This window comes from Mucilaginibacter dorajii (assembly GCF_024808255.1).
GTDB classification, from domain to species: Bacteria; Bacteroidota; Bacteroidia; order Sphingobacteriales; family Sphingobacteriaceae; genus Mucilaginibacter; species Mucilaginibacter dorajii.
In genome coordinates this window covers 491,807-510,623 of the sequence record NZ_JANTYS010000001.1, presented here as the reverse complement: position 1 = coordinate 510,623, position 18,817 = coordinate 491,807, and the positions used below count along the sequence as shown (strand labels likewise).

Annotated in this window: 14 protein-coding genes and 2 tRNA genes; 9 read left to right on the top strand and 7 right to left on the bottom strand. The window is 41.4% G+C overall.

Translation table 11 applies throughout. The features are described from left to right. Positions 1–50: 50 nt before the first annotated feature. Positions 51–758, top strand: a complete 708-nt coding sequence (locus FHS10_RS01810) for an LOG family protein (protein ID WP_259087082.1) — start codon at positions 51–53, stop codon at positions 756–758. An 869-nt stretch (positions 759–1,627) separates the two neighbouring features. Here FHS10_RS01810 and FHS10_RS01805 read toward each other — a convergent pair. Beyond that, complete coding sequence (locus FHS10_RS01805; RefSeq protein WP_259087077.1) at positions 1,628–3,565, bottom strand: redoxin domain-containing protein; 1,938 nt, start codon at positions 3,563–3,565, stop codon at positions 1,628–1,630. 316 nt (positions 3,566–3,881) lie between these two features. On the opposite strand from FHS10_RS01805, the gene FHS10_RS01800 reads away from it, so the two are divergent. After that, on the top strand, positions 3,882–5,144 hold the full coding sequence (locus FHS10_RS01800; protein ID WP_259087074.1) for a TCR/Tet family MFS transporter: 1,263 nt from the start codon (positions 3,882–3,884) through the stop codon (positions 5,142–5,144). A 42-nt stretch (positions 5,145–5,186) separates the two neighbouring features. Further along, positions 5,187–6,452 (top strand): TCR/Tet family MFS transporter, encoded by a 1,266-nt coding sequence (locus tag FHS10_RS01795; protein WP_259087073.1) that lies wholly within the window; start codon positions 5,187–5,189, stop codon positions 6,450–6,452. Here FHS10_RS01795 and FHS10_RS01790 read toward each other — a convergent pair. After that, positions 6,436–7,026 carry a DUF502 domain-containing protein gene (locus FHS10_RS01790; protein WP_259087072.1) on the bottom strand — a complete coding sequence of 197 codons (591 nt, stop codon included), beginning with the start codon at positions 7,024–7,026 and terminating at the stop codon, positions 6,436–6,438. The genes FHS10_RS01795 and FHS10_RS01790 overlap by 17 nt on opposite strands. A 17-nt stretch (positions 7,027–7,043) precedes the next feature. Then, positions 7,044–9,509 (bottom strand): bifunctional UDP-N-acetylmuramoyl-tripeptide:D-alanyl-D-alanine ligase/alanine racemase, encoded by a 2,466-nt coding sequence (locus tag FHS10_RS01785; RefSeq protein WP_259087071.1) that lies wholly within the window; start codon positions 9,507–9,509, stop codon positions 7,044–7,046. Positions 9,510–9,572: 63 nt separating this feature from the next. On the opposite strand from FHS10_RS01785, the gene FHS10_RS01780 reads away from it, so the two are divergent. From FHS10_RS01780 to FHS10_RS01755, 6 genes are all read left to right on the top strand, one after another. After that, positions 9,573–10,055, top strand: a complete 483-nt coding sequence (locus tag FHS10_RS01780) for a regulatory protein RecX (RefSeq protein WP_259087069.1) — start codon at positions 9,573–9,575, stop codon at positions 10,053–10,055. A 113-nt stretch (positions 10,056–10,168) separates the two neighbouring features. Next, positions 10,169–10,241: transfer RNA gene (locus tag FHS10_RS01775), tRNA-Gly, on the top strand. A 72-nt stretch (positions 10,242–10,313) separates the two neighbouring features. Further along, positions 10,314–10,398 (top strand) — tRNA-Leu (locus FHS10_RS01770). Positions 10,399–10,648: 250 nt separating this feature from the next. Continuing rightward, positions 10,649–11,875, top strand: a complete 1,227-nt coding sequence (locus FHS10_RS01765) for a site-specific integrase (RefSeq protein WP_259087067.1) — start codon at positions 10,649–10,651, stop codon at positions 11,873–11,875. A gap of 316 nt (positions 11,876–12,191) precedes the next feature. Further along, positions 12,192–12,485, top strand: coding sequence for a type II toxin-antitoxin system HigB family toxin (locus FHS10_RS01760; protein WP_259087066.1), 294 nt, complete (start codon positions 12,192–12,194; stop codon positions 12,483–12,485). Positions 12,486–12,502: 17 nt separating this feature from the next. After that, positions 12,503–12,877: a helix-turn-helix domain-containing protein gene (locus FHS10_RS01755; protein WP_259087065.1), complete on the top strand. Its 375-nt coding sequence runs from the start codon at positions 12,503–12,505 to the stop codon at positions 12,875–12,877. A gap of 202 nt (positions 12,878–13,079) precedes the next feature. Here the strand turns inward: FHS10_RS01755 and FHS10_RS01750 are convergent, their stop codons facing one another. The 4 genes from FHS10_RS01750 to FHS10_RS01735 all read right to left on the bottom strand — a co-directional run bounded on the left by FHS10_RS01750 (position 13,080) and on the right by FHS10_RS01735 (position 18,812). Continuing rightward, entirely contained in the window at positions 13,080–13,508 is a 429-nt protein-coding gene (locus FHS10_RS01750) for an ASCH domain-containing protein (protein WP_259087063.1), read from the bottom strand. Next, positions 13,505–15,568 carry a GNAT family N-acetyltransferase gene (locus FHS10_RS01745; protein WP_259087062.1) on the bottom strand — a complete coding sequence of 688 codons (2,064 nt, stop codon included), beginning with the start codon at positions 15,566–15,568 and terminating at the stop codon, positions 13,505–13,507. Before FHS10_RS01745 ends, FHS10_RS01750 begins: the two co-directional genes overlap by 4 nt. A gap of 411 nt (positions 15,569–15,979) precedes the next feature. Continuing rightward, positions 15,980–16,594, bottom strand: a complete 615-nt coding sequence (locus tag FHS10_RS01740; protein WP_259087060.1) for a TetR/AcrR family transcriptional regulator — start codon at positions 16,592–16,594, stop codon at positions 15,980–15,982. Between the two features lie 583 nt (positions 16,595–17,177). Beyond that, complete coding sequence (locus tag FHS10_RS01735; RefSeq protein ID WP_259087059.1) at positions 17,178–18,812, bottom strand: RagB/SusD family nutrient uptake outer membrane protein; 1,635 nt, start codon at positions 18,810–18,812, stop codon at positions 17,178–17,180. Positions 18,813–18,817: the final 5 nt, after the last annotated feature.

Sequence of the window (18,817 nt, the reverse complement as noted above, 5' to 3'; positions counted from 1 at the left end):
AATCTTCCGGACTTCCCGACTTCTCGGACTTCCGGACTAAAACACAACATATGACAGGAGAAGATAAAATAAGACAAGCATTTGAGAACAAAAACTGGCAGGAAATTAAGGTAACCGATAGCTGGCAGATTTTTAAAATAATGGCCGAATTTGTTGATGGCTTTGAAAAACTGGCTAAAATAGGCCCATGTGTATCCATTTTTGGATCGGCACGTACCCACAACGATAATAACTACTACAAACTGGCCGAAGAAACCGCCCGTCTGCTTACTGAGCATGGCTACGGCGTAATATCTGGCGGTGGCCCTGGTATTATGGAGGCTGCCAATAAAGGCGCCTATGAGGCGGGCGGTAAATCGGTAGGTTTAAACATTGAGTTGCCATTTGAGCAATTCCACAATAAATATATTGACCGGGATAAGATTATGGAGTTTGATTACTTCTTTATCCGCAAGGTAATGTTCATGAAATATTCACAAGGCTTTATCATCCTTCCTGGTGGCTTTGGCACTATGGACGAATCTTTTGAAGCCATGACCCTTATCCAAACCGGCAAAATTGCCCGCTTCCCTATCATATTTGTGGGTATTGATTACTGGAAAGGTTTATTTAGCTGGATTGAAGATAAAATGCTGAATGATCAGCACAACATCAATCCCGACGATTTAAACCTATACCGTGTAGTTGATACCGCCGAAGAAGCGGTTGATCATATTACCCGTTTCTATAACAAATATGTATTGAAACCGAATTTTTAAGGTTGAAAAATCGTCATTGAGAGTGACAAAACCCTCTGACTCTGCAAAGTGAAGAGAGACTTACGAAGTTTTAAAAACTTCGTAAGTCTGGGTTTGCAACAACACAGTTTTTATTCAGCTTGTGGTCGGTGTTTTCACCGCACCACTCACGTACGCCGTTGTGATACGTAAAACTTTGGCGTGGTGCGGTGAAAATACCGACCATAGGCAAAAATGATAACATCGCCACTTGTCATTGCGAGGAGTAAAATCCGCGGACTGTGAAGGAAAGCATGACGTAAACCGGGTGCAGACGACTCACCCCGACGAGGCTACGCCCGTCTGCCCCTCTCTCCGACTGCGTCGCATAGAGGGGCTAAAAAGGTTTTATTTTCCCTACCCTCTTTGCGGCTTTAGCCGGAGAGAGGGTGGTCCAGCGAAGCGTAGACCGGGTGAGTCGTGGCCAACGTTCATGCGAATTTTTAAAAACGTCATGGGTAGGAACGAAGCAATCTCGTAGCCATGCATATTCGCTCTGTAGGGCTACGAGATTGCCGCGCTGCGCTCGCAATGACATAAATTTTTATATTTGTCATAGGCAGAAACGAAGTAATCCCCTATTTACAGATTCGCTCTGTAAGTAGGGGATTGCTTCGTCGTGCCTCCTACCCATGACGTCTTTTAAAAGATCTGTCATCCTGAACGCAGTGAAGGATCTATTCTACGCCATTCCTATTCGCCCTGTAAAGTTCGCTAATAGATGCTTCGTGCCTCAGCATGACAGGGTGGAGAGGATAGTTGTTACGTCATTTACACCTTCAGATTCCTCCGGATTTTTAAACTCGCAAGGACGATTTTTATTTTTACTAAGTACCGATATTCAACACACCTTATTTGCTTTTCTCAGGCGATGCAATCGCCGGCTCTTTAGCCAGATCTATCATAGCGCTTACCTCATCAACCAAACCATCGGCCGAGCCATCAAAGCCTACTACTTTAAAGCGAATGTTACCGCTTTTATCAATGATAAATTTGGTAGGAATACCACTTACCCCAAATTGCGATACCACCTTTGATTGCCTGCCATCAGCACCTTTTTCATCAAGTAAAACATAAAAGGTATATTTTTTATCGGCTATAAATTTCTTTACACCATCGGTATAGTTGTCGCCGTTTTCCCAAGTGTCAACAAATAAAAACTTCACATCGGCATCGTCCTTATATTTATTTACCGCTGTTTGCATGCCGGGGAACGATGCTTTACAAGGGCCGCACCAGGTTGCCCAAAAATCAACTATAACAACTTTGCCTTTCAAACTTGCCAGTGAAACGGTGTTACCTTCAAAATCTTTCAATGCAAATGGCAACGCAGGTTGATTGATCATTTGTTTGGTTAGCTCTTCGCGTTTTTTGTTTTTGGCAAAATTGGTAAGTGATGTAAGATATTCATCGTAACCTGCTTCACTCCCCTTCACTCCAACATAAGCCTTTTTCAATTCGGCCTTTAAGATTTCAGTTCCCTTACCATCTTTCAACGCGCTTTCAATTACCGGTTTTGACTCGGCGTATTTACCAAGCGCGTTTAAAATCAACACATAATGTTCGTTTATCTCGGGGTCATTATAAGTATTGGTAGCGTATACCTCTTTTTGATATTTTAAAGCTTCGTCGTACTTCTTTTCTTTATACAAAATAAATGCGTAGGTATCGGCATACATATCGTAAGATGCCTTTGCATTTTTCGCGGCCGCCCTGGGCGATGTATATAAAGCCGGCTGCGGATTTTTAACCTGATCGGCCATAATATCCAACGATTGCTTCGACAGTTTTTCTGCTGCATCCAGCTTTTCGCCGGTTTTAGCCCATTCATAGGCCGAGTTGTTGTAAGCAGCGGCCAGGTTTGTTTTAGTTTGAACCTTACCCGCGTAGATGTTAAATTTTGCGTTATCGCCTTTTTGCAAAAAGCCTGTGGCCAGTTCGGCACGGGCATAATCAAGCATACCGTTTTTCTCGTTCAGCTTTGAGGGGAATTCCTTCTCGTAAGCCTGGTACAACGAATCTTTTTTGTCCAGATCTTTTTGCTGATAAATGGCCATTGCAGTTTCATTATAAACCGACTCGCCTTTGGGGAATTTAGTTTGAATAACCTTACCTAATGAATCGGCAGATGCTGATTGTTTTGTCCAGTTCAAGATATACGCTGCAAGCAACAAGTCTTTTTCCTTATCGCTTTTCTCCAGTGTTTTCACTTTGTTGTTTAGCAAAGCTGTGGTCTCAGCGTCTTTTTTTTTGGCCAATGCGGAGTAATATTGTATACCGAACAATTTTTCGGTTGTAGGGTTTACCTCATCTTCCTTTTTAAATAGATCTATTCCCTTCTCACTATCCATTTTTATTTTCCCAAACCTCGTACCAAGTCCGCTGGTTAGTATAAAAGCCTCAGACTCATACGCTCCAGCAACCGGCTTTTTATCTTTATAAACCGGGAAGATATAACCCTTTTCAGCATTATTATCCACATCTTCGCCGCTTCCAATTTTAACAAAAAAAGCCTTAGCGTTAGCGGGTACGGTAAATTCGCCGGTTAGCAAAGCACCATTAGGTTTAAAATCAACGTCAGCAACGGGGTTATCTTTTCCATCGATAAAAAACACCGAGGCACTGATGTCTTTTTTACCATCAAGTGCTGTTCCTTTAGCGTCGTAGGTAATTTTAACCGTTTCCGATGGCCGGGGAAAAGCATCTGATAATTTAAGTGAGTTTTGGGCAAATGTATTTTGCAGCGCAAATAAGGCCGGCAAAACCAATAATAGTTTCTGTTTTTTCATGATAAGTATATTTTTCAGTCAGTCGTAATGTATTTTATAAATATATAAATATTGATTCAACGTTTCATAATGTTAAAAATACCTAAATAAGAACCCGTTAGAAAGTTAGATTAGATTGATGGCGATTCTTTTTCCTGAATTGCGCGCCACATCAGTTTAATGTTAACCTTGTTAAATATAATATACTGATTATCAAATAATTAAAACATATTTAATCTAAAATATGTTAAGTTATGTTAACCCAATTAAATGCGTTTTCCCTGCGATTCTAATCTCTTGACGCTATTTTTCCGACTCTTTTTACTAATTTGCGGCTATGGACCAACCTGCCAAACTCAAACCACAGGCTGCATTAGGCTTTATTTTTGTTACGTTGCTTATAGATGTTATCGGCTTTGGTATTATCATCCCGGTAATGCCTAAACTGATAGAGCACCTCATACACGGCTCATTAAGTGAAGCCTCTCTTTATTCGGGACTGATGCTATTAGCTTATTCCGTAATGCAGTTCATTTTCTCGCCTATGATAGGTAATCTGAGTGATAAATATGGACGCAGACCCGTTTTGCTAACCTCTTTATTAGGTTTTGGGGTCGATTATCTTTTCCTGGCTTTCGCACCTTCAATAGGCTGGCTTTTTGTAGGGCGTACTATTGCCGGTATTACCGGTGCAAGTTTTACAACGGCCTCTGCTTATATAGCCGATATCAGCACACCAGAAAAACGGGCTCAAAACTTTGGAATGATTGGAGTTGCTTTTGGTATAGGTTTTATCATAGGCCCCGTTTTGGGTGGAATTTTGGGTAAATGGAATGTACACTACCCATTTTTTGCCGCAGCGGGACTGGCTCTATTAAATGCAGCTTATGGTTTCTTTATTTTACCCGAGTCGTTAGCTTTAGATCATCGCCGGCCTTTTGATTGGAAACGGGCCAACCCACTTGGTTCTTTATTGCAGCTTAAAAAATACCCGTCGGTTATAGGTTTGGCAGCATCACTCTTCCTGGTATACTTTGCTGCGCAATCGGTACAAAGTGTATGGACATTTTTTACGATTCAAAAATTTGGCTGGAACGAAGATCTTGTAGGTTATTCTTTAGGTTTTATAGGCCTGATGATAGCCATTGTACAGGGCGGATTGATTCGCGTAATATTGCCCAAATTTGGAATGGAGCGCAGTATTTGGGTTGGCTTGCTATTTTACAGCTTAGGTTTAATATTATTTGCCGTTGCCAGCAAAAGTTGGATGATGTTTGCGTTTATGATCCCTTATGCCCTTGGTGGTATAGCCGGCCCCGCGCTACAAGGTACCATGACAAACCAGGTTCCGGCCAATGAACAAGGCGAGTTGCAGGGCGGCTTAACGAGTTTAATGAGTTTAAGCTCTATTTTTGGCCCCTGGATAATGACCACCTTGTTTTACTATTTTACCCGCAACACAACCAAGCTTTACGTGCCCGGCGCTCCCTTTATATTGGGTGCGTTATTAATGTTGATAGCTGCGCTGCTCGCCATAAGGAGTTTCAAAAAGACAAAGAAACTTGAACCAAAAGAAACTATTGTAACCGATTTATTATAATTGGCCCAAAACTTTTACATCGCTTAAACCTTTATCAATTTAATGACTAAAAAACCTCAAAAGCACTCAGCAGCGCTGGGATTTATATTTGTTACGCTGTTTATTGATGTGTTGGGTTTAGCGGTTATCATTCCGGTGATGCCCAAATTACTGGAAACCCTGGGCCATGTTGATGTAAGTACCGCTGCGCAGTATAGCGGATACTTAACGTTCACGTATGCTTCCATGCAATTTCTTTTCTCATCTGTAGTTGGCAACCTGAGCGACCGCTATGGCAGGCGCCCAGTTCTGTTAAGTTCATTATTAGGTTTTGGTATCGATTATGTTTTTATGGCCTTTGCCCCTACTATAGCCTGGTTATTTGTGGGCCGGGTAATAGCCGGCATTACAGGTGCCAGTACATCCACGGCCACAGCTTACATTGCTGATATCAGTACCGGAAAAAACAGGGCCGCAAATTTTGGCCTGGTGGGTGCGGCTTCGGGCGTGGGCTTCATTGTAGGCATAGCCATGGGCAGTTTCCTTGGCGAACTGAATGTGCGATTGCCTTTTATGGCCGCGGCCGCATTTGCCTTTGTAAACGCAATATATGGTTATTTTGTACTCCCTGAATCGCTGGCAGCAGAAAACCGCCGCCCGTTTGAATGGAAAAAATCAAACCCGATAAGTTCATTGCGTAACCTTGGTAAATACCCGGCGTTAACCAGCCTCATCACCGCATTTTCGCTGGTTTACATAGGCCAAAAGGCCGTTGAGTATGTAATGTCGTTTTATGTTACCTTAAAATTCAATTGGCAGTTGAAGAGTATTGGATACCTCGGCTTTTTTATAGGTATAATTTTGGTAGCGATACAGGGTGGATTGATCAGGTACACCATCCCCAAATTTGGACAGGAGAAAAACATTATAGCGGGGCTATTATTTTACACCCTTGGTCTTACACTTATCGCTTTTGCAACACAGGGCTGGATGATGTACGTATTTATGATCCCTTATTGCCTTGGCGGTATTTCGGGGCCATCATTACAGGGGATGATCACAGGCACTGTATCAGCTAAAGAGCAGGGCGAACTACAGGGATCGCTGGCAGGCATCAGTAGTTTGGCTGTAATTATCGGGCCATTGCTTATGAGTTCGGTATTTAATCTTTTCACCCATAAAAATACAACAACCTATTTTCCGGGCGCGCCTTATATATTAGGTGCCTTACTGATGCTATTGAGTACTTTTATGGCGATGCGAAGTTTCAAAAAGAATCCTTCATTGGATGCGAAACAAGTTGAACCAACGGCTACTCCAACCCACTAACGCCACCCGATATTACAAATTTCATCATATCGGCGGCACTTTTGTCAATGTGTTTCACTTTGCTGGCATCAACAATAACAACCTGGCCTGCAAACGAATAGGAATAAGGAAAATATACAGCAACCTCACCAGGTAAGCCCAATACCGCCAGATCTTTTTGCACCAGGAAACCAATCTTTTTCAACCCAAATTCATTCACCTCTACCAAAACAGGCTCATTAAACTTTTTCTCTTCGCCAACAAATGCTTCGGTAAGATCTTTTATAGACGAATACAGGAATGCAAAAATTGGCAAACGGTTAAACCAACGTTTAAACCAGCGTTTGATAGGCTCGGTAACTACGTTGGTTACCAATACACCCGCAATCATGATCACCACAACTACATTTAAAATTCCCAACCCTGGAATGTAGATGTGCTTGCCAGAGCCATCAACCAACAGATCACTCAAATTCAAAGCTTTATCAACGGTTGATACGCCCCAGTACATTAAAAATATTGCAGCGCCAATGGGCACTACTACCAGTAGTCCCTTTGCAAAATACCTGAATAATACACGTGCAAAATTGTTCATAAGCCCCCTTTGAATTTCTATTCGTAAAAGTACACCCTTTTTACCCTTTGCGAAACATTAGTTAATATCTCATACGGGATAGTACCTATTTGCCTGGCCAGCTCTTCAATGCGTTGGTGCTGTTCATCAAAAACAATTACTTCATCACCCTCGCGAACATCCAGGCCGCTTACGTCAAGCATGCACATATCCATAGTAATATTACCAACGGTTGGTACCAGCGTTCCCTTCACCAGCATTTTGCCAATACCATTGCCAAAAGCACGCAGGTAGCCATCGGCATAACCTATGCGTACAGTGGCTATTTTGCCGTCCTTTTTTAACTTGCCACTGCGGCCATAGCTAATTGTATCGCCGCCTTTTATCTTTTTCACCTGGGCTATGCTGGTTTTTAAACTGGCAATGGGCTGCAGGTCGGTTTCTTTAATACTTACAGCCGAATCTACACCGTATAAGCCGATGCCCAGCCTCACCATATCGTAATGCGCGGATGGCCAGCGAATAATGCCTGCCGTATTGCATAGATGTTTGATCACTTTATAGCCCAGCGTTTTTTCTATCTCTTTAAAAGCTTTTTCAAAGCGTTTGATCTGTGTTTGGGTAAAACCATCGTGTTTTGATGCCTCACTTGCGGCAAGGTGCGAAAATACCGACTGGATGCGCACATACCGGTTCTGTTCCAACATATCGCATAGTGTTTCAATCTCGTGATTTTCAAAACCCAGCCTGTGCATACCGGTATCTATTTTAAGATGTACCGGGTAGTTTGAAATATTACGATCAAGCGCGTAGCCCACAAAATCATCTAACAAACCAAAGCTGTATATCGCCGGCTCCAATTTATATTCGATGACCTTATCAAATGCCGAAGCCTCAGGGTTAAGCACTATAACAGGCAAATTAATACCCGCCTGCCGTAAGGATACCCCTTCGTCAATATAAGCAACTGCCAGATAATCAACTTTGTTATATTGCAGCATGTTGGCCACCTCAAAAGTGCCGCTACCATAGCTAAAAGCCTTCACCATGGCCATTACCTTTACGCCTGGCTCAATCTTTGATTTATAAAAGTTGAGGTTACTCAATAAAGTGTTCAGGTTAATTTCCAGTATGGTTTCATGTGCTTTTTGCGCCAATGCGCGGCTGATGCGCTCAAATTCGAAACTCCTCGAACCTTTAATCAGTATAGTTTCCTCTTTAAAATTCAATTGCCTTAATTGCTGCAGCATGGCGGCGGTATCTTTAAAAAAGTGCTGTTCGGCTACATTAAAAAAATGTTCGTAAGCCATCAACGCCTCGCCTACCCCAACAAATTTATCTACCTTTTTACTGCTGATAAGGTTGGCAACCTGCCTATACAATTCATCCTGTTGCAAGCCAGACTGATAGATGTCCGACAGGATGAGCGTTTTCTTTTGATGCTGATTTTGCTGGCCCAGAAAATTGAGCGCTATCTCTAACGATTGCAAATCTGAATTATAAGAGTCGTCAATTACCGAGCAATTGTTTACGCCAGTCTTCAACTCCAATCGCATACTTACCGGCGCAAGGCGTTCAATCCGTTTATCGGCCTCAACCGGGCTATAGCCCAAAGCCAGCATCGTTGCCCAGCAAATGATGGCATTCTCTACAGAGGCTTCGTCAGCAAAAGGGATAAGGCATTCGATCTCACGTTTTTGATATTGAGCGCGGAGATAATAGCTTTTGGCTATTACGGTTTCGCTAAAAACGTACAGATCGGCCTGGTTCATTTTGCGGCTCCAGGTAAAAGTTTCCCTTGCCTTAATATCCGCCTGAAAGTTTAATAACTGATCGTAGTTGTAGATCAATTTTTCGCAATGCCTAAACAGCTGTAGTTTTTCCAGCATCTTTTCACGCCGATCTTTAAACCCTTCGTCATGCGCTGTACCTATATGGGTTAAAACTCCTACCTGGGGCTTTATAATAGCCTCCAGCTTATCCATTTCATTAATAGTTGATATTCCCGCCTCAAAAATCCCGAGATCATTACGGCCGTTTATTTGCCATACAGAAAGTGGCACTCCAATTTGTGAGTTATAACTTTTAGGATTACGGACAATGTTTTTATCTGCAGCCAGCAATTGGTACAACCATTCCTTTACTATGGTTTTACCGTTGCTGCCGGTAATACCTATCACCTGCAAATCAAAACGGCTGCGGTGATAAGCGGCAAGGGCCTGCATGGCAGCCAGTGGATCATCAACAATTAAAAAGTTAGCTTCGGGCAGGTTGAACTCCGGGCCATACTCAACCACAAAATTACGCACACCTGCCGCATAAGCTTCGGCAACAAACTCGTGACCATTGCGCCGGCCGCTCAAGGCAAAAAACAAACCCTCGGCAGGGTTATTGATCCTGCGGCTATCTGTGAACAACGTATTAATAGTATATTCTTTTACAATTTGCCCACCTGCGTTAATGATCTGCTTCACCTCGGTTATGGCGTACTGGTTGCTATGCATGGTACGAAATTGCTTATATTAATTTAACAATAGAAAGATTTTTAACGAATTTTGATGCTATAAATGGATGGCCAAAAGAAAATAAAGATCACCGACGAAAAAGTTGCCCTTGTAAAAGCCGAACATTTTTGCGCTTACCAGGAACGCTCCCAACAGGAAACCCGCGACAAGCTTTACGAATGGGGGCTTTACCCCGATGCCGTTGAACGGGTAATAAGCGAACTGATACAAGGCAATTTTTTAAATGAAGAGCGCTTTGCCAAAGCCTACACCAAAGGTAAATTTGCACAAAAAGCCTGGGGACGCATCAAGATAAAACAAGGCCTTAAATTTAAACGGGTACCCGATGTACTGATAAAAAAAGCCCTGCAAACTATCGACCTTGACGATTACCACGCCACCTTAATCCGTATTATTGAGAAAAAGGTAGCCACCCTAACCGAAAAAAATGAGCTAAAACGCCGATACAAGCTACAACAGTATGCTATGGGTCGTGGATATGAGGCCGACCTTATAGCTGATATTTTGAAAACCAGCCAGTTATAAACTATTTAAAAAAAAGTAAAATTTTCTCTTGCAGAACATCCAATTCTGTCTATATTTGCACTCCCGCAAACGAGATAGGCACACGACCAACTCCAAGTAGGAAAAATACCAATGCGAAAGTAGCTCAGTTGGTAGAGCACGACCTTGCCAAGGTCGGGGTCGCGAGTTCGAATCTCGTCTTTCGCTCAAAGCCCTTCCGTTAAAAGAAGGGTTTTATTTTTGAAGATCGAAAGCCTGTTAGCAGGCAATGATCATCATGCTCAGATGGTGGAACTGGTAGACACGCAGGACTTAAAATCCTGTTCCCGTAAACGGAGTGCGGGTTCGATTCCCGCTCTGAGTACAAAAGCAGAGTAAAATCGCTTCAAAAGCCCTTAAATCAATGATTTAGGGGCTTTTGTCATTTAAGACCTACTCAAAACTCGCATATAAACACATAATTCTATTGAACGATTCATTGAGTAACCTAAACGCAAAAAAAGACTCAATGGAAACGCTACAATAGACTGATATACAAGCATGTACACCTCGTAAACATCTTGATTATCAGCGGCCGGAATCCGACATTTGTTTTACCTTTTTATTAAGCAATTATGTTAGAAAAAAGCTTCGGGTTATTGTTCTTTATGAGAAAACCTAAAAATTACAAATCAGGGCCGTTGCCCATCTATTTAAAAATCACTATTGACGGTGCTGCTGTGGAGCTCTCGTCCAAACGAAAATGCGAACCGGCGCAGTGGGGCGGAAAATCAGGCAGGGCTATTGGAAATAAGGAATCAGTGAAAGAACTGAATCATTATTTAGATTCACTGGAACAAAAGGTTTTTCAGGCAAAAAGAAAATTGATCGATACGGACAGGGAAATTACAGTCGAGGCGATTAAAGCTATGATGACCGGTACAGATGAGAAGAAAATAATGATACTGGACGTTTTTAAAAAACACAACCAGCAAATGAAGGCTTTGGAAGGAATTGAGTTTGCCTCCAATACAATAGACAGGTATGAAACGACTATCAACCATGCCACCAGTTTCATTCGATGGAAATTTGGGCTGGCTGACATTGATATCAGGAAACTGGACCATGAATTCATCACGGAGTTTTGCTTTTGGTTTAAGAGTGTTCAAAAATGCAACCACAATTCGACGATGAAATACCTGTCAAACTTTAAAAAGATCGTTTTGATCTGTGTTAAAAACAGGTGGTTGCATGCAGACCCATTCCCCGATTTTAAATTCACGAAAAAACCTGTGGAACGGCTGGCATTAACTGAACACGAACTTAAAAAGATAGCTGAGAAAAATTTTCATGCAGAGAGGTTGGTACATGTTCGTGACATTTTTCTGTTCAGTTGTTATACGGGGCTGGCATACGCCGACGTCGAGAAATTAAAGTATAGTGAAATAGTGACGGGCGTAGACAACTCCGATTGGATATTTACCCACCGCCAGAAAACAGGTGCATCAACAAGAGTCCCACTCCTTCCAGATGCATCAGCCATTTTGGAAAAGTACAAAACAAATCCAAAATGTCTAAATAGCGGCTTGGTGCTACCGGTCTTAAGCAATCAAAAGATGAATTCTTATTTAAAAGAGATCGCCGATATTACCGGAATCGACAAGGAGCTTACTTTTCACATAGCACGGCATACGTTCGCAAGCACCATCACACTGAACAATGGTGTTCCGATGGAGACTGTTTCAAAAATGCTCGGCCACGCTAATATTAAGCAAACGCAGCCTTATGCTAAATTAAACGACAGGAAGGTAAGTGATGATATGCGGCAGCTACTTGTAAATAGGAAAGTTTACAATACTTAATGAATCAGATCGCTTTAATTACACCTAATATTAAATGATTTGGTAACAATATCTCCTTATCAATTGCCACATTTTTCATAAAAAATCCCGTTGCTCCGGCATTGAAAGTACTCAACCGCAAAGGAATATCAGTTAAACTAAGGACTTATTGATGAAAATAAAACCTAGAATAAAAAGACAGACAAAGGTTGGCAAAAAACCAACTTTTGTTTATCTTTGGTATATCATTCCGGGAAGGTCCCGGTTGAGCGACGTAAAATGTAAAAAAGTTTGAAAATAAGGAGATCGCCGATGAGTAATAAAAAACGAAGAAACGATGATCATCATCTATCAAAAGAAATTACAGGATTTTGCGAAAAAACACGCAGACGCCACTAACAGTATTGCTACCTGGAGAAAGGTAGCACAAGAAGCAAAATGGGAAAAAGGCACCGATATTCTAGCCGATTTTCCGAAAGCTAAACTAATACCCGCAAAGCGGGCCCGTTTCAAGATTACCGGTAACAAATACCGTTTAATCATTGAGGTAGATTATGCTGATAAAATCGTTGAAATACGGTTTATCGGCACCCATTCCGAATATGACAAAATTGATGCGGGTACCATTTAGGGTTAACTTATTAAGATATGACCAAAAAGCATTGGTTTTTATTAGAAACGGAGCAACAATATAGTGATGCTGTTGCCAGGTATGAAACAATCAAATATGCAACAGCGGGAGAAGATCACCAGGAAAAACTCCTGCTGGTGCACCTGATTGAAACGTATGAAAATAAACATTGGGATTTACCCGAGGTTGATCCTATTGAAATGATTAAGATCCGAATGGAGGACTTTGGCTATAAAGCGGCAGACCTTGCCGCAGTTTATGGGGATAAAGGTACTGTTAGCAAGGTTTTGAATTATAAGCAACCATTGTCCCTCACAATGATCAGGAAATTTAGTGAGTTATTACGCTTACCGGCATCTGCATTGGTTAAAGAATACAAACTGTGTGATTAATAGTATAGCCCTTTGCCATAACAACCATCAATAAAGAGCTTTAGTACTAGTTTTATGACGGCCATCTATTAATTGCCTGGCACGGCGACGGCTTCAGCAGCTCTGAATAATATTAATTCTTTTATAACAAATCGAAATCGTAAGATGCTTAGGTTGTGAATTTCATAGAGAGCAGTTTCCAGCCTTTCCATCAACACCGGAACTAAGTGATTAAATGTTTGAAATCTCTCAAAGCTGTAAATTTATTTAAATACTTAAATGTTTGTGGGGGAGTAAATTCAGGATGGATCAATTTTATGGCGCTAAGCAGAATCTCTTCGTTTAACGCGATAACTTCACTCATCTCTATACCGATTGCCTTCTTATGATTTTTGTAATACTCATCAAATCCAATCTTATCGATTCCTAGTTTTTCATGATACTTTTGCCACATTTGCTCCGGTTCACATTTGATAATCTGTTTGACTATTGCAATGGCCGTAATCGCTTTTTTAGGCTGGGTTGTATAGATAATTAAAGTGTCACCGGCGGAGGCTTTAGGCGCAGATTTTCTAAGCTCGATCGTTTTACGTCCAAAGAGCATCTCTTTGACATATTTCTCCTTTACTGATATAAGTATCAAGTCGCTCATAATATTAGACCGTTTCCCATGGCATACAATTCCATAAAGGTAGTGCTTTTAATACGAAGCGGCGATTGAAAATTATTATCCGATTCGTTGTTCCGAGCCAGAACCTGCTTTATTTTCGCAAGTTGGACAACATTCGGAAATGACTCGGAATCGCTGAATCGCAAGACCTTAATGGGCTTATCCGATACACCTTTAACCAAGTTCGAGATATCCCTTTTCCATGAATAAACCCCAAATTTTTCGTGTTTCTTAAAAACCTCTTTCGCGGGCCCAACTATCACCTCATTCAGGTATGACGAGCATACGATTCCCTTTTGACGAGTTGATTTAGGGTCCGAACTGGCATACCATAAAATTCTCGCCGGAAATTTTTCGACATTTGGATTGACATTGCGGTAATAAACATTTTCCTTGCTCCAGATAAGCGTTGGCTGAACGCCAAAGAGTTCTGATTTGGCAGCTTTCGTATCAAAAAGCTCTTTTGCATAATATGGTTTAATCGGTATAATAAAACATGGAATATCCGCATCGCAGATTTTCAATGGCCATAAGAGCTTCTCTAAAGTTAAAGCCTCCAATGTTGATTTATTAATAACGCCGATCAGTTTCTTAAGTCCAGGGATTTTTGTTGATATGTGTGATAACTCGGTCGGCAACTGTGCGCCTTCATATAAGCCAGACTTAATACCTCGTATGTACACATCGTCTTGAAAAAAGAAACCTGAACCCATTAGAATTCCCTTTTCGATATCCGTCAAAAAAGGATCACTTACTACAATAAAATTTCTCGCCTTGCTTAATGCCAGTTTAACTAAATCGTTTATATTTTGGATGAAGATTGTCTGCCGGAGGGAATATTGTTTAGTACGGATTACTGGAACCATAAAACTATCGTCGGCATCCAGGTATCCGTAAAAGGCTACAGTTTTCCCGGCTTCCTTTATGACTTGTACACAGCCGGTCGGTTTTGCCACGAGATCATTAAGAATTGATCCGAAAGCCGATTTTTTTTCCCCGGCACCGGTATTCAAGAACATTTCATCGATCTCACTACGATCTACAGGCCTCAACTTACCCACAGTAAAATTGTTTCCCGACAACTTATTAGGATAATAATCTTCGGCGTTTATGGAAAGGTCTATTTCTGATATGAGGGTTGATGGGGTAATGACTTTGAGCTGATAAGAGGCTAGTATCTCTTTGGCCTGTTTTAATATCCCATCATCTAACGTTACAAAATAAGGGAAACCCGACAGCACAGATTCCGCCACCTGTCTTCGATCGGAACGGTCATTGTCAGAACTGCCCGGAAAAAACTTCAGTAATTCGGTTTCGACAAGCTTTATGCTTGGCTTATCTATATTTAATTCAGGAAAATCTTTCAAGAATAAGCGGCTTCTATCCCGCCGCAGGGTATTTGCGTCTCTGAAAATTTCGCTGGTTGTTTCAGAAGTTTGGTAATATTCAACCTCCGTTACTAACCAATCACTTTGTAACTGCACTATTTCGTCTCTCACTTTATCGGAAACCGACATATCCATCAATTTTGCAATAATGTTAAAATCCAATACAGCCTTGATTTTGTCGTTTTTTTGAATTGAAAACAGATCTTCTCCACCAAAACTGAACCACCAGACGACCAAATGTACATTCGGGTTATTTCCACGACTGGGCAATTTGCCTTTTGGCTGAAAATTATAACGGGTCCAAAACGATATTGCCTGAGCATAATCACTCCGACAGCTTAATTTTATCCCTCTTGCTTTAAGTTTGAAATCTTCAACTAATTTATCTAACAGTTTATCCGCCAACCCTTGGCCTCTTGAAGAAATATCCACGCACAAATGAACAATTGAAAGCGTTTGGTTTTTGGCAGTATACCTAAATTGCAAATAGCCAACCACCTGATTGTTGATTTCCGCAACTAAAATCCACTTTTTTGTAATACAATCTTTGAAAGCCTCTTTCGGCATAAGTCCCAATGTTGCCCGATTCAGACCCCATATTTTGCAAATACTATCGAGATGATCCGGCTTTGCGTAGTTTATTTTTAATTGCATGTAATAAAGTAGGAACAGCCAATTTAATGCTAAAATAATAAATCAACGAAAAAAGCTTTATTGTACTAAATGTATGAGCGATACCATTGGGGTACTTTGAAAAGAAAATGATAAAGAATTAGTGATTTATTTTGCTGCATCTGACGAAAAACGATGGATTATACTCGCTGTGAATTGTCCAATATCTCTTCTTCGCTCTTTGTATACCAACAGGCGCAATCAGCAGGCGTCACCACATCGCGTTGCCTGTTGATACACATGGCAAAAGCCTAAGCTATACTTTACTTGAAATGGAGATAGCTGAAGACGATGATGAGTAAACTACCGCAAGTTTTCAACTGATATTATTCATTAAAGCCGACTGTAGACCAAAAAAATGCGAACAGACTTTTAACTCAAATACCGAATGCCTTATGCCGCGTGTTCATATGCCCATTCAATAATTTGCTGAATAGCTTTTAATAGATCGGCCTGACCTTCAATTGACCTGACATCTATGCCACAGATGACACTGCCGTTATGTACAGCATGAATATTAGCATAATAAATACCACTGAGCAACAAAACTATAATCGGGGTGATTTTAACGAGCGTCCCTTTAAATTTCTGCTCAGCTAATTCGAGCATGGGTTCGGCCATCATCTCTCTGGTATGATGAATACTTCGCATTAAGTCGCTGTCCCCCGTAAGCTCCCATAAAATCAAATGTTGCATCTCCATATCCGCGGAGAGATATTCCCATTGCCTTTGGAGCAATTCAATAATCAGTTCTTTGCCTGGCTCATGATCGTTTTTACCGACCTCAGCTTTTACCTTTTCGAAAAACTTCATCCAATAATCTTTCTGAAGAATATAATCCTCAATTAATTTTTTAATATTCCGGCCAAAATATTGGTAAACCAATGATCTGTCTACGCCGGCCTCTCTGGCAATATTAGCGTAGTACAAGGCATTAATACCGTCCGCCTTAAATAGTCTACCGATAGCATTGAAGATCCTTTGCTTAGTTTCATCTTTGTTTTTCATATATCTTTTTGTCTAAATATCCTTATCCCCTGGCAGCTGCATCCCATATCATGTCATAAATATTATGCATTTGTCGCGATCATTTCATTTTTCCGGAGCTCTACTACTACCACTGCAAAATGGCATCTTCGCCAAATAAGAAATAAACATTTTGAAGTTTAGGACATGCCAGGGAGCCGATCTTTTTATATTTGATAAATCCATTTTAGTAGTCGTTCCTATCCTCATTAATCCACCAACAAGTTCAAGAATGGTAAAAGTAATTTTCATTGAACAAGACAATTATAAAACATCAGCAGGCATAGCATTGCAATTACATAAACGCACCGACTTCACACAGCGCTTTTAATTAATTTAAGAACAAATGAAGATTAGTTATAGGCATTCTTAGTTGAAAGATCCATCATTTCTGCAATTCGAGGGTATGACAAACCTTCATAAAAAGAATAGAGCAAAATTTATCAACCCGTGCTCTAAAAAAGACTATATTATCGTTTCTATTAAAAAGAAAAGGCAGACGTAAAACGTCATGCCTTCTCGCATTTTTCGTTTAATTGGCAGTTATTTTTTATTATCTATTTTTTTACCATCCGGGGTTGTTGCTGCCTATCAACTTGTTAGTATTCAATTCACTCACAGGGATTGGCATTAACAGGTTCCTGTTCGTTCTCGTCTTTACCACATTGTCCTGCGATTTGGTAATTTTATTCATTACACTCAGGTAAATGCCCCAACGGATCAAGTCGAAATGACGGGTGCCATTTTCCAAAGCAAATTCCCGGGCACGTTCTGCCAACACAAAATCACGGAAAGTATCTTTGGTCATTCCCGCGGGGGCAACCGATGCCTTGGCCCGGTTTCGGGTCATGTTCAACGCATTATAGGCAATTCCAGTCGGCCCGTTCACCTCGTTCTCAGCCTCCGCAAGCATCAGATACACTTCTGCAAAACGCATGAATGGATAATAGGCATCACTGCTCGCGATGAGCGGGCTGCTTACATCGCTGAATTTGATGATATAAGCTCTTTCATCGGTCGTACCGTTGTTAGTATAGGTTACGCCGTTAACAACCTGGTATTTAGCTGCAAGACGTAAAGGATAAAAGTTTTTGGTTGCGGTCGTCGTATTCTGTACATAGTTATGGGCGACACCTTCCAGCGCACGGAGATCCTGATCTTCATAATCATTATACTCGGTGTTGGTCATATAAACAGCGCCACGGCCAAAGGTTGAGACGCATGAAAAGTAAGTGTTTAACTGATTTACGAAAGCGGAACCATCAAGTGACTGCAGTTCCCACATGTGCTCTCCCTTGTTTCGGTTGCCCTTTGCCCACATATCTTTTATACTGGTGAACAACGGATAATTGGCGGCGTAGTTATTGATCACCTCTGTCGCCTTTTGTCGGGCAAGTTCAAAATAAGCCTTTGAATCGATCGCTTCATAACCCGCGACGACCGTTTTGGTATGCGTGTACACTGCGTTACTGTTAACATCGCCGGTTCTTACGTTAATATTCACTGTTGGGGCTGCACAAGCTGCAATGGTCAAATAGGCTTTCGCTAAGAAGGCATCTGCAACGGCTCGGTTTACGCGGCCGGATTCGCCGCCATTAGGATCACCCGGTGGAAGCAGATTGGTGCTGGCCAGTTTAAGATCGCTGAATATCTGGTTGTATACATCCAAAACCGGTGATCTCGGCACATCTGCGTTTGGGTCAACTGAAAGAGACTTTAAGCGTATCGGAACAGGTCCGTAAAATTGAACCAACATAAAATAAGACCAACCACGCAAAAAATAGGCCTCACCTAAGATCCGGTTTTGTATGGTAGTGTTAATGCCCGTCATTGGCCCAACTTTTTCCAATACCACATTTGCACGGGCGATGACTTTGTAAAAGCCTACCCATGGGCCGTCTACACCGAAATAGTTTTGAGGGTTACCTGCACCGGTGCCACCCAAATACCAGGAGGCTCCTGATACGTGGTCATCATCCAGTACCGGAATATTCCACATCGGCTGGGTATAAAGGTCATAGGTATATAGCTCATTGTATACAGAATTGATAGCAGCCACTGCATCAGCCTGCGTCTTGTAAAAGTTACCTGCACCAATGGAACTGATCATTTTTTCTTCCAGCATTTTTTTGCAACTCAGATTGCTGAGCGTCAGCAGACCCACCACTATGGTCAAAACTTTTTTGTAAATTCTTTTCATCACTC